This is a genomic window from Prevotella veroralis DSM 19559 = JCM 6290, from assembly GCF_000377625.1.
GTDB classification, from domain to species: domain Bacteria; phylum Bacteroidota; class Bacteroidia; order Bacteroidales; family Bacteroidaceae; genus Prevotella; species Prevotella veroralis.
The window spans coordinates 104,759-118,603 of the sequence record NZ_KB898328.1; the positions used below are offsets into that span (position 1 = coordinate 104,759).

7 protein-coding genes are annotated in these 13,845 nt (G+C 46.0%); 1 reads left to right on the forward strand and 6 read right to left on the reverse strand.

Annotated elements, in window-relative coordinates; translation table 11 throughout:
• A complete protein-coding gene (locus D464_RS0105265; protein WP_018910470.1) occupies positions 1-3,747 on the forward strand; it encodes a leucine-rich repeat domain-containing protein in 3,747 nt (1,248 codons plus the stop codon).
• Between the two features lie 1,101 nt (positions 3,748-4,848).
• Here the strand turns inward: D464_RS0105265 and D464_RS0105270 are convergent.
• The 6 genes from D464_RS0105270 to D464_RS0105290 all read right to left on the reverse strand — a co-directional run bounded on the left by D464_RS0105270 (position 4,849) and on the right by D464_RS0105290 (position 13,615).
• Positions 4,849-5,910, reverse strand: coding sequence for a BACON domain-containing protein (locus D464_RS0105270; protein WP_024985995.1), 1,062 nt, complete (start codon positions 5,908-5,910; stop codon positions 4,849-4,851).
• A gap of 8 nt (positions 5,911-5,918) precedes the next feature.
• On the reverse strand, positions 5,919-7,196 hold the full coding sequence (locus tag D464_RS0105275; RefSeq protein WP_018910472.1) for a DUF4302 domain-containing protein: 1,278 nt from the start codon (positions 7,194-7,196) through the stop codon (positions 5,919-5,921).
• Between the two features lie 314 nt (positions 7,197-7,510).
• Positions 7,511-7,681: a hypothetical protein gene (locus tag D464_RS13835; RefSeq protein WP_018910473.1), complete on the reverse strand. Its 171-nt coding sequence runs from the start codon at positions 7,679-7,681 to the stop codon at positions 7,511-7,513.
• A 134-nt stretch (positions 7,682-7,815) separates the two neighbouring features.
• On the reverse strand, positions 7,816-8,703 hold the full coding sequence (locus D464_RS0105280) for a zinc-binding metallopeptidase (protein WP_018910474.1): 888 nt from the start codon (positions 8,701-8,703) through the stop codon (positions 7,816-7,818).
• Positions 8,704-8,717: 14 nt separating this feature from the next.
• Complete coding sequence (locus tag D464_RS0105285; protein WP_024985920.1) at positions 8,718-10,289, reverse strand: RagB/SusD family nutrient uptake outer membrane protein; 1,572 nt, start codon at positions 10,287-10,289, stop codon at positions 8,718-8,720.
• Positions 10,290-10,300: 11 nt separating this feature from the next.
• On the reverse strand, positions 10,301-13,615 hold the full coding sequence (locus D464_RS0105290) for a SusC/RagA family TonB-linked outer membrane protein (protein ID WP_026284644.1): 3,315 nt from the start codon (positions 13,613-13,615) through the stop codon (positions 10,301-10,303).
• Positions 13,616-13,845 lie beyond the last annotated feature (230 nt).

The window sequence follows — 13,845 nt, forward strand, 5'->3', positions numbered from 1 at the left end:
ATGAATATGAATAAAAAGTTTACCTACCTATCATCATTCCTTATAGGATTGGTGGTAATGCTGTTAAGTCCGCTCGTTGTGCATGCACAAGAGGGCGAGCCTATCATCTCCTTCCATACTAATGTGTATGCAAAGGCTAAGAGTGCTGGTACCACTCCAATGGTTTATCTATCTCTCGGAGCCACCGAGAATACCACACTTAGCGTTGATGGCGGTAACGGAGAGGAAGAAGCTGAGGTCGGAATAGCCAACTTGACGACTACAGAACAGGGTGAAGTTGCTGTGAAAGGTTCACCTGTTTCTGTGCAAGTAGACGATAAAGGCTGGGTCAAGATCTATGGTGATGCAAGCAAGATCGACTATTTCAATGCTTCTGGTCAAGAGATTGATCAAATCAAGTTCAGCGATCAGTTGGGCTTAAAGATTCTCAACCTCGAACATAACTCGTTGCAGGCTTTGAACATTAATAAGCTCCAGAAGTTGCAAGTAATCTATTTGGAGGACAACCCCTTCACAGCTGCAACACCGTTGATGATTGGTCGTTTGCCTAACCTTCAGGTGTTGGAAGTAACGCAGATAGGGCATATCTCGCCAAGTTTCACACTAAAGAACTTCCCGAAGTTAGTATCTTTCGATGCTTATCACACACTTAGTCTGACTTCTTGCGACCCTACAGGATGTGAGAATCTACGCCGTTTGAGCTTGGACATGACCTCGGTCTCTTCTGTAAATCTTAGCAAGAACCCTCTTTTGGAGGTGCTGAATGTCAGCGACTCACGCATTAAGAACCTTGATCTCAGCCGTAGTGGAAAGATCAAGCAGTTATATGCCTCTCATTCATCGGGTAGCGTTAATACAGACATCAAGTTTGATAACATTGATGTAACAAGGTGTCCGCTACTTACGATCTTCTATTGTGATGGTAACAATCTAACCAATCTCAACCTCACAAGAAACCCTGAACTCTTCACCTTCTCATGTGCTCGTAACAAGCTAAGAAGCCTTGATTTAACAAAGAACACAAAGCTCTATAGCGTGAATGTTCGTTATAACTATCTTGACTTCGTAACGCTCCCTCAACCTAAAAACTGGTTCGAGTATTATCACGAACAGAATGATCTTGAAGTGAACCCAACCTATAGTGTCGGTTCTGTTGTCGACCTTTCCAGTCGTGTCAATCGTCCTAATTCAACCACAAATGGCGTGCTCTATCGTGTGCCAAAGGATGACCCAACGAAGCCAGAGAAGCTCTCTGCCGAGTATTACGACTATAACAATGGTAAGTTAACACTGAAACGTGCGGTTGAAGGTGAAGTCTTTATCCAGTATGAGAACTCTGTCTTGAAGGATTACTCACTACGCACTGCGAACTTCCGAGTAAAGACTACAGCTGAATTTGGGCAGGACGACAAGGCTTTCTCATTTGTTACTGGCAACGCCCAAGGCTCTGCCATCAAGATGGCGATTGGTGTGAAGGATGCTACGGCAGCAGCTCCTGTAAAGGTGAAGATCGACTTTGGTGATGGCACGAAGGTTGAGAGAATCATTGTAGACGAGCTTCCTACGGGCGTTAATGTTAAAGGAACTCTTACCGGATCAAACGTTGTTACGGTTTATGTACCACAGGATAAGCAGATCACAGCATTAGGAACTGATGGCGTGAAGATGTCTAAGATTGACCTCGATAACCTCCCTCAACTCCGTCACCTCGCTTTGATTCATGCCGACTTAGACTCTGTTGGGCTTGGATATAACAACAAGCTCGAGACGTTAGACCTCTCTTATAACAACATGAGAAAGGTGAGCTTGAAGGGACCTTCTGCTTACTTCGATAAGAGTATATTGACTGACATCAACCTTAGTCACAACAAGTTGGAGACGATCGAGTATAACAACATCACTGTTGTTCGTCATCTTGATGTAAGTTACAACAACCTCGTTAAGCTCGGAGTAAACAATGCCGACAACCTCCGCTCATTTGATGCTTCACACAACCAGTTCAACACCATGCTGCTGAACCATAGTGAGTTGCTTGAGAATCTGAATATTTCTTATAACCAGTTGTCGAGGTTCTACGTTCCTGCTAATGCTCCATTGAAGACATTGGACATCCGTGGTAACTTCTTCACATTGGCTACTATGCCTGATTATCTCGGTCTCGGGCAGGGCAAATTCCTATATGCTCCACAGAACCCATTGGAGATCTCTACTGCTTCCCCTGGTATCGACCTATCCGAACAATATGTAACCAAGAACGGAAAAGTTACTCAGTTCGTATGGAAGAAACTGAATAATCAGGCTCTTATAGAGGGCACAGACTATACCATCAACAAGGGTTCTTCTAAGTTCAAGAACACCAGTACGGGGCGTATCTATTGTGAGATGACACACGAGGCATACCCTGATTTCAAGGGTGTCAATGTGTTCAGAACAACCTCAACAACGCCTATCCCAATGCCAACAAACGTATTGGCAGAGTTCACAACAGTCAACCAGACCGATAGTGTAGAGCTCTCTTTGGCAAGTCCAGTAGCAGGTACTTCGGTTTATTTCGAGTGGAGTGGCGATAATAATGTCTATCAATATACACTAAAGAACACCTACACCCGCTTCCGTGCTAAGTCTAAGGAAGGAGCCAGAGTACGTGTGCTTGTTGCCAACCCAACCGATGAGCTTTCAGTCTTCAGTGTATCAAATGTACAGATGGAGAACGCTGATCTCTCTAAACTGGGGCGTACACACGCTATCACGCTATCGAATACAGGCTTGGAAAGTGTTAAGCTCCCGGCCGACGGACAGTATATTACTCAGCTCAATCTAAGCGGTAATAAGCTCGCTAACTTTGATGTGTCTAAGTATCCAAACTTGTCCTTCCTCACATTAGCTGACAATAAGATCACATCCATTGACCTCTCTCCTGCAAAGAAGTTAGAGAATGCTATGATCTCAAACAACAGCTTGACAAGCATTGTCCTCGATAACCCAATCTTGTGGAACTTAGACCTGAGTGTGAACAAACTGGAGTCTATCGACTTGTCAAAGTTGCCTAAGTTGGATCAGTTGTACCTAACGACTAACAGGTTGACAAAGGTTTCTGTACCTTATGCACAGAACCCAGAGTTGAAGATCCTCAACCTTGTTGGTAACCGTCTACGCTTCTCTACGATGCCTCCGGCTAATGAGAAAGTAACGAAAGGACTATCCAAGAAGCAGCGTTATAACAGATACTCGTACAACCTTCAGGACCCAATTAAGGTTGAATGTGTCAATGGTAAGGTTGATCTCAGCTCTGAGGTGACAGCTGGCGGAGAGCCAACTACCTTCCGTTGGTTCGTTGGTAAGATACAAGTTAGGGATGGCAAGCTTGATGGCGAAGAGCTGGAACTCAACGAATCATACACACTTGAGAATGGTGTCACTACACTGAAACTGGATAAGGCTATTAATAACCTCGTATGCGTAATGACGAATCCTGCCTTCCCAAAAGCCGTTCTTAGCACTGATTACGTTAAGTTTACTCCAACAGGCATTGACGCAGTGAAGACCAATGAAGACGTCAAGATTCAGTTCGTTGCAGGTGGTATTAACATCGTAGGAGGCGAGAACAGCCCTGTAGCTGTTTACTCCATTGATGGCAAAACCATCTATCGTGCCAAGGCCGCAACCGCTGATCTCCACATCTCATTGGCTCCCGGCACATACGTTGTGCGTGTAGGCAATAAGGCTACAAAGATTTGTTTGAAGTAAAAGGAAAGCCTCAATGCGGCTCCTCTACAGCCTCACCCCCGCCCCCTCTCCGAATGGAGAGGGGAGTAAATAGCACCATTTGCATACGAAAGGGAGGTCACAAGTAGGGACAGACGCCCTCGTCTGTCCGCCTTTACGCTCCCTCTTGTCATCCCGTTAGGCACATCCCCTCCTTCGGAGGGGCTTGGGGAGGCTTTCGTTAGTTGTGTTTTTGCAAAACAAAGAGGGCGTTTCTTCACATCGAAGAAACGCCCTTTTCATTGCAAGGAAACGCCCTCTTCAAATTGAGAAGGGCGTTCCTTTAATTAATGATAATACTAACCTGTGGGGACAGACGCCCTCGTCTGTCCGCCAAATCACAGCAAATAACAGCCTCCCCAAGCCCCTCCGAAGGAGGGGATGTTGCCTAACGGGATGCCCAAAGGAAGTGTAAAGGCGGACAGACGAGGGCGTCTGTCCCTACAGGTTCTCCATTGTTTCCAACAGAACAAACAACTTGTTAACTCGTCAACTATCCACTCGTCAACTCTACCTAATCACAATTTTGAATTTTGAACTTTGAATTTTGAATTAGACAAGGGCGTCTGCTTCCGTGGATTCCCATGTTCCTTTAGGAACTCTGTGTCACCTTCAGGCTTCGTGCCATCCGTGTATTCTGTGTTAAAAATACCTTAGCAAAGAACTTATTGATGCTTTTCAACAACAGAACTAATCATAATTTTGAATTTTGAACTTTGCATTTTGAATTAAACAAGAGTCTCCCCTAACTCGCTCCCGTTAGGCACTCCTCCCCTTGGGGGAGGCTGGGAGGGGTTTCATTCCCATGTTCCTTTAGGAACTCTGTGTCGCCTTGCGGCTTCGTGCTATCCGTGTATTCCGTGTTAAAAATGCCCCAGCAAAGAACTTATTAATGCTTTTCAACAACAGAGCTAATCACTCGTCAACTCGAACTAATCATAATTTTGAATTGTGAACTTTGAATTTTGAATTAAAGGTGAGGCTTTTCTTGATAACAAAAACTCCGCCCCTACATTCACATGCAAGGGCGGAGTCAGGGTGAAAACACCCTTTTCTATATCATGATAGAATTTAAAGTTGCATTTATCTACGTGTTAACTTCGGATTAACATACACCTCTCCGATTCCACGGAAAGCACCCATAACAGGCTTCGTATCGGTGAATCGGTTCCAACCATAGGATGAGAAGGTCTGTTCGGAAGCTAACTTCTGTGCCTCACGGAACACGAGATTACCCTTGTTATCGAACGTGAGAAGGATGCTCTCCTTCGTTCCGTTGATGGCAGTCTCATGCTCCTTACTGAAGTCGTCAGCCACGATTACGGTGATGAGGTACTCATATACGCCTGGAACAACCTCTTTCTTACCAACAATCTTACCATTCATCATCTCAAAGCCTTTGCCTGGTGTGAAGCTAACCTCCCACTTGTATTGATTGTCAACGATGAAGTTTGCCTTGTTCGTACCCGTTGCCTCAATGCGAACAGACGACGTCTTCTCTGCTAAGTCACGACTTGGAAGGCGCATTTTAGCCGTTTGCACATAATCGCCAACCACATCGTTGAGCGAAGCCTGTACCACTTTCAATGAGTCAACAAGCCCTATTGCCTTGGCAGTAACCCACCCTACGCGTGGACGCCCCGTCGTATTGGCTTCGACCTTGACGTTTATTTTCCCATTCGTATTGCCTACCTTGATCCAATCTGCCGTCCCATTGTATTCCACGGGGACGTTAGAAGTGGCTATCAAAGAGCGTTCGACAGCCTCATCTCCAGCATAGATATCCTCGCCAGTAGGCAACCCGAAGGTCACACCCTCCTGTTGGATATTCAGTGTGATAGAGTCTCCTTGCTCGTTCTTAACCACCAGCAACGTATTACGCGACTGTTCGCTCGTATTCGGTTGAGCCGTCAGTGATAGTTTCTCTGCCGTTTTCGACACCGTAAGCCACGTATCGAGTGCATAGGCACGAGCAGGTTCTTTACTCATAATCACCTCTTTGGTCTCACCGAGCACACCGAAGTCTGTCTCTGCTTTCACCACCTTCAGCCCCGTTGCATACGCTGGTAAATCATTGTCACTACTGCATGCTGCACCGAAGAAGACCGATACGGCAGCTATGAAGATATAGATATATTTGTTCATAATCAGTATCAATTTATTTTCGTCATGTACTCTATTCCCGGCAGAGTAAACGCATAGGTGTAACTGCCATCAGGCTTCATAATAGGCGACAAGTCCTCTCCGTAAGCCACACCAAAGAACGAATCGACAGCATGACCAGTGATTTGTCCACTGTCTTCAGCCGTTGCGCGCTGCATATCCTCGTCCCATGTGAAGAGTAAACTACCCTTTCCTTCACCGAAGAGTTTGCCCTCCTGCTTCGATCCCGGTATAAGAACTATACCTGCAGGATAGGTATATGTGGGGTCAGTAACAGGTTGCCCGGGCAGCTCAAGTTTGCCTGTTGCGGGGTTATATGTTAGTAAGATCTCATACTGGATACTACCTATCTGCAACTTTCCCTTTAGTGTGTTTGCCACCGAACCCATGCTTAGTGTGAGCGTAATCTTCTTCCTCAAGCTGGTCTTCAGACGCCAAGTACCAATCCAGAAGTCGATGTCCTTATGGTTTTTCGGTAGGAATTGAACGATGCGTAAATCGCCCTCTTGGAGCGAACGCGAATCTTCATTCCATGTGAAGTTTTGGTATTTCTTACCATTGAATATCAATGGTTCGCGTAGCGAAATACCTGTTGGTGTAGTGCAATAAGGCATATCCAATGTCTTATCACCTATAGTCATTGTGAAGCGACGGGTCGATCCGTCGAGGTTGCACTGACCGATTGAGTCGGTGCCAAGGAAGCAGTCGTAGGTATTGACATTCATCCCATCTTTGACGGTGATAATGCCCATCATCATCTCTTCCCAGCTAACGTCTTTAGGCAAGCGAGTGAGTACCATCTCGTTTTTCCACTTCCTTCCACGCAAGTAGATACTATCGTTTGTAGCACGAAGAATGCTAAATTCATAGTCACCTTGCACTCCATCGGGGTTGCCCAACCATGGTTCTGCAAGTGGATGGATCACCTTGTTATACTCATTGAAGGACAACATCGGACCTTGATCCTTGACTACCTCGTATCCAGAAGTAGCCTGTTCCTCGGGATCTTGCACGTCGCCCATAGCCGTTACATGCCCATTCTTGAACTTCAACAAGAGCGTGTAACCACCATAACTATAGTTTTTTCCAGCATAATAATGTAACATCCAGCCACCTTCGGAGGACTCCAATAGCTGGGTATAATCCGATACACTCTTGTCGATACGCTCGGCTGCTGGCTGGTCGAAGAGTGTCTTATCATCATGTAAACACGACTGCAAAGACAGTCCCAACACGATGGTTAAGAATAGAAAACATAGTTTTTTCATTTTCTTCTTTCGTTTATTTCGTTGTTTCAAATGCGTTTAAAGTTGGAGAGGAATGCCTCGGATGGAAATCCCACCCAGCCTCCCCCAAGGGGAGGAGTGCCTAACGGAAGCCAGTTAGGGTGGTTCTTTCTTATCCTAATGATGCCTCGGTGTAGGGACAGACGCCCTCGGATGGAAACCCCACCCAGCCTCCCCCAAGGGGAGGAGTGCCTCACGGAAGTCAGTTGGGGTGGTTCTTTCTTATCCTAATGATGCCTCGGTGTAGGGACAGACGCCCTCGTCTGTCCGCCAGAAATCCCTTGCGTCATGGTCGATCATGTTCCCTTGTGCGGACAGACGAGGGCGTCTGTCCCTACAGGTGGCACGTTGTTGATGTGAAGGGTGGCACGTCGCTGATTCGAAGAAGGTGTTTCCTCAATTTGAAGAAGGCGTCTCTTTGATGCGAAGAGGGCGTCTCCTTGATGTGAAGGGAGGCTCTCTTCCATTCGAGGGGAGGCTTTCTTTGGAATTAAAGAGGTTAAGGGAGTTAAGGAAATGAGAGTCAATAGCAAGATTGCTAAGGCTTTACGCTTTTACTTCTTACTCTTTTTACATTCCCAAGAATCCTCTTTTATCGCTCTTATTCCAGGCTTTCCAAGTTGAGCGTAGCTATCTTTGAACCACGACGAAGGATAGCATTACGGAGCAAATCAATGTCTGCATCCCATGAATTACGCATGTATTCACGCACCATCTTGAGCTTCCGATTGATGATACTCGTACCCTTTGGACCTGCAATCTGCAAGATTTTATTCCATTCCTGAGGCGTACTTGTAACGTAGATAGAGTACAGCTCGGCAATATCCTCTGCTGGATTCTCCATTGAATAAGGTGAGACAAAACCCTGTGAGTAGGCTTGCTTCTCTGGTACTGATGTCCAGTTGCCACTGACATAATCGGCACGTGAGATGTCATCAAACGACTCATCGTAAGGTTTCTTTTGGTTCAGAATATGCATAAACTCGTGGTGCATGGTGTGGAAATAGAACCCCGTCATACTGCCGTAGTCCTTTAATAGGTCGTCAGTAAGGGCATTCACCTTACTTAATGTCACCTTGTAACCACCTTCTGCACTACCTACTACCTCCGTGCGATAGCGTGTGTAGCCCGGAATACCTACTGCAACAATAATGCGCGGAACGTTCTCTTTGACGAAATCCAAGCCCACTGTCTCGGCGTAAGCATCGAACCACATGTACTTAGTGATGATAGCTAACTTGGCAGTCTTTGCTGAATCGGCAGGCACGAAGTTGTAGGCTTTATCGGTTTCTTCCGTCTTCAAGCGGTATTGGAACTCGATGTTATAAGGCATAGTATAGTTGTTATACAGCCATTGATCGAACTTGTTTCGCTTCAAGGCAGTGGTTGGGAAGATGGAATCACCGCCCACTTTATCATCGTTGCAAGCCGTGAGAACCATGGTTCCGCAGGCTATTACGATAGCAGCCAATAGAATATTTCTTTTCATAAATAGGTCTCCTTTTATTTATTACGTGGGTTAGGAGTAATGCCAGCAGTTATCACGTCTTGCGGTAACTGGATGGCTAAACGTGGATCGCCAGCCTTCATCGTATCGGTGATAGCCGTGACATTCGATTGCACGTCGACCTTTCGTCTGTATATCGTAATGCCATATCGCTTCACATCTTGTAGGCGGAAACCCTCGTGAATGGTCACCAATCGACGCAGTTGCAATATACATTGTAAGAGGGGCTCTTGCGTTGTCTGCTCAATAGTGAACAGTGGGTGTAGCTCCTTCTTAGGCGTTGGCTGCGATGGAGTGTAATATGCCAACGTGTTGTAGAAATCCTTTATCTGGTTCAGAGTCAAGACCACATGACGCTTCGAAAAGGCTGCCAGTTCACTGTTGATATCGGCTACTGCCTTGTCATACTGACCTAAGAGGGCATAAGCCTCGGCGCGTTCAAGGAGGGTGATATCGGTTGTGAAGACTGCAAACTCACCATAGGGAATACCTATTTCAGCCTGTGTATCAATGACCTTAGCCATGTATGGAATCTTACGCAAGGCGTATTTCGATACACCATTATTATAGGTAACGGTGTAGTTAAGGTCTGTTCCGCTGTTACCCCATGGTCCGGCAGCCTGCAAAGTCTCGTTCTTACTGATCAACTCTCCGTGTGCGTACTTGCTACCAGCAAGTATTGGAATACTGATAACACCCCACTGTGAAGGTGCAGGAAGCAGCATGATGTTGGCGTTCTTACTTGCTTTTATGAAGTCATAAGGCTGCACGTTGCCACTGGGACCCAGTCTGTTCCACTCTGCCCAGTTGCGTAGTATGTCCTCAGGGTGGTCTCCTAACACCTTATTAGCATACTCCACCGCCTTGTCGTATTGCTGTGCATAAAGATAGAAACGGGTTGCGAAAGCATAAGCAGCCTGCTTAGTGAAGTGGAATTTAGGCTTAGCATACTTCGTTCCAACAAGTTTCATGCCTTCCACCAAGTCGTTTTCTATATTCTTGTAAAGCTCTGCCAAGGTGCCACGCTCCATGAGTCTGCCCACGACTCGTTCGGGTTGCTTAGGATAAGGCAAGCCCAAGTTGTTCTGCGCAGTGGTCTTGTCATAAGCCTGACAGAATACTGTTGACAACTGGAACATAGCGAAGGCACGACATAACAAAGCCTCTCCCTTCTGCGCATCATAAGCCTCTTTGTCCTTTACCTTATCGATGTGATCAAGCGTTTCATTGCATGTTGAGATAGCGGCGTAATGCGCTTCCCACAACTGATGGGGCGTCTCGGGATTGCTTACCTCATCAATGTCTTTCCATTGATAAGCCTGCTCTTGAAAGCGATCGAAGGCACTCCAAGTGCTGTGCAACTGCTCATCTGTATTGTCAGAGTACATCTCCAAGAGGTAAGCAGGGTGTCCTTGCGGATAAGCACTGACGAGTAGTTGGCTCGATTCAGAGGGTGTCTTCAAGTCCATACGACTATCGGGATACTTGTCCAAGAAGTCGTTGCACGATGTAAAGGCAAGTGCAGCGGACGCAAGCGACAGGCACATTATATATTTATTGACGTTCATCTTCATAAGTTTTAAAGTCCAACTTTTACAGTAAGGGTGAATTGCTTTGGCATTGGTGACGCCACACCACCCACGTTATAGAACTCTGGATCCTGCCCATTGAGTCTCTTGTCAGCATAAAGCAAGAAGAGATTAGTGGCTTGGAGTTTGAGAGAAAGGTTCTGAATAACGCTATTCTTGAACCATTGTGCTGGTAGGTTATAACCGAGGGAAATCTCCTTCATGCGAATAAAGTCGCCCTTTGCAATGCGTACATCACTATAGTTATAAGCGTTGTAACCCATACGCACATTCGTATTTGCCATATACTGGCTCTTTGACAATATACCTGGAACATTCGTAACAACCTCATCGCCAGGTTTCATCCAGCGATTCTTGAAGTCGTTAGTCATAGAGACTAAATCATTATAACGCCCTCGGAACTTAGGATCGAGGCGTACAACGTTACCGAAAGCATAGGTAACGAAGACGTTAAGTGTGAAGCCCTTATACGTGAAGAGGTTGCCAAGTGAACCCGTGTGAGGCGGGTCTGTCGGTCCTTCATACTTGAGGAAGTCGGTCTGGGTACGCTCTTGGAAGTTGATATCATCGGTTGTTACCTCTCCTTTCTCATTGCGCACCATAGGCATACCCTCGTCGTTTATGCCCACAAAGGGTATTGAGAACAACGCACGAGCAGGATAGCCGCGCTTAGCGAAGCCGTTTCCACTGACTAAGCTCATTACATTCCCTTGGTTGAAGAGCTTAGTGATCTTGGTCTTAGCATACGAATAGATGAAGTTCGTAGACCATGTGAAATACTTGTTCCTAACGCCTACTAACGATAGACTTAACTCAACACCACTTGAGTTCATAGAGGCTACGTTGGCTGCACGAATTATCTGTCCGCCCAGCCCGGCAGTAACCATTGGACCGATCTCATCGAAGTTCTTGCGTGTATAATAGTCCATCGTGATACCGAGTCGATTATTCCACAGCGATGCATCAAAGCCCAAGTTCAACTCGTTCTTCTTCTCGTATGTGAGGTTGGCATTGGCTAATTCGCTTATTTCAAGCTGTGGTTCTTGGTCTTCGGAGAATAGTCTAAAGGGATTAGAAGCCGTTATGATGGCGGTTGAATTGCTGTAAGAGGCATCTGGGGGAGTACCCGTAAGGCTATAAGAAGCACGCAGCGTAAGTTTATTCAATGGTGATAACTTATTGAACCAACTCTCTTCATGCACGTTCCAAGCGCCCGACACGTTCCATGTAGGCATCCATCTTGCCTTCGTATCACGTCCCATTTGGTTAGAACCTTCGTATCGCAAAGTACCGTTAAAGACGTATTTTCCCATGTAACTATACGTGGCATTGCTATAGAAAGCAACGCTACGTGAATTGGTTGGGACTATGGTGTAATAGGTGTTGCCAGCCTCTATTGCGCGCTTAAAGTACTCATATACGTAGAAAGGAACCATACCCGCATTGTAGCGCAAACCCACTCCTTCAGATGCATTACGCTGTCTTTCAATGCTCTTAAGCTCCATTCCTCCGAACAAGTTCACTATGTGTTTATCAGCGAAAGTGTGGTTATAATTAGCCGTAGCACGCAAGTCGTAGTCGCTCATTCGGTTGTCCCCCTTATGGTAAAGACCGCCGTATGGCAACACGGTCTGCGGTAGTTTGTTTGGATTCGATGGGTCTTTGTACAAGTACTTATTGCCATCTCGGATGATACCATTGCCCATTGCACGATAAGCCAGTGCTTGGTTGGAATCGTCCTTAATGTTATGTTCCTGCGTAGATGTCATGTATTTGAATGCACCTAACACTGACAACTCAAGGTCATGGATAGGTTTATACTTCAATTCTAACTGGAATCTCGCATCAAGAGTATGCAAGTCTATGTAGTTATTGTCCAACTCGTGGAAGATATTAAACGGTGCATAGTTTGCCACGTAATACTCATTTGGATCCAAAACACGTGATGTGTTGCTCGCATAAGAGTATGGATTGATGTCGAAATCACGCTTCACTTCACCGCCCACAACGTCTACATCCTGTCCAAGAGTACCTGGCGCACGCTGCTTGCGATAAGCTGCTCCACCGATAAGGTTCAATGAGAGCTTATCAGTGAGGTGCTGCGTGAGATTGACGTTGAGTGTATAACGATTCACACTACTCTGCTTGTACCATCCAGGATCAAGTAGCGCGCTGAACGAAGCATAGTAGTTTGAACGCTGCGTACCGCCACTGAAGCTCACAGAATGGGTCTGCATGATGTTCGAAGAGAATAGTTCTTTGAACCAGTTGGTGTTTCGGAACTCTGCTCGTTGTAGATAACGATTGCGTGCTTCGGGCGTATTCTCCAATGCAAACTGCCCCGTTGTACGATCGTAATGATTGATGAGCTCATACATTTTTCCATATACACCATACTCGCTACCATTGAGCACTTCCGAGAGATTCAGCCATCCCTTGTCCGCCAATTCACGATAGATACCCATCTGCTCCTTCGAATCTAAGATGTCGAAATTGCTGTAGGATGGCACCAAGCGAGTGGTGAACTCGCCCGTATAACTAATGTGCGACTGCCCCTGCTTACCCTTCTTTGTGGTTACAACGATGACACCTGCCATCGCACGAGCACCATAGATAGAGGTTGCGGAACCGTCCTTTAAGATTTGGAAACTCTCTATATCGTCGGCATTCAAACCAGCGATTGCCGAAGAGATGAGCGTCTCGGGATTACCAGAAGCTAAATCGTCAGCACCCACATTAGCCGCATCTTCCATGATAACACCATCCACAACCCACAGCGGTTTACTACTTCCATAGATGGACGTAGCACCACGAATGCGTATTTTAGGTGATGTTCCAAAGGTGCCGCTAACGTTCTGCACTGATACACCGGCAGCCTGTCCCTCAAGCGAGCGACTGATGTCTGCCACACCATTGAGGCGCGCTTTGTCGGCATCCAACTTATCGGTAGCACCCGTGAAGAGGCGGCGGTCGGTGCGAGTAAGACCTGTCACAACCACCTCATTGAGGGTTGTTGCATTCGATTTCAATACTACGTGCATGTCCGTGGAAGCCTTTAGTGTCTGCGACACCATACCGATGTACGCCACTGTCACTTGTGGGTTTGCGACGTCAGTAGTCAATGAGAACTTACCGTCAACATCGGTGACTGTAGCCATCTTAGCACCCACCACAGTGACAGTTGCACCAATAACTGGTTCGTTATCATCGGCTGCCACCACCGTACCCGTAATCTTGGTTTGTGCCAAAGTCATGCTAATACAAAGGAAGAGCATGCCCAAACACAGGAGTAGCTTTCTATTCATAAGTATTTAATAAATTAAGTCTTCTTTTGTTTCTAAGTGTTATTAAAGGTGTTCAAACATGTTATTTCCATGAGACCATATAGATTAACAATTACTCATCAAACCCTTTGTTTGCAAGCATTATCATAGCTTTTTGGTGTCAAATAACAATGATTTATAACCCAGAAGTATTATATCTAACGCCCCAAAGATAGGTTAATTTTTTTATATGAAAGTCTTTTTTCGTATCT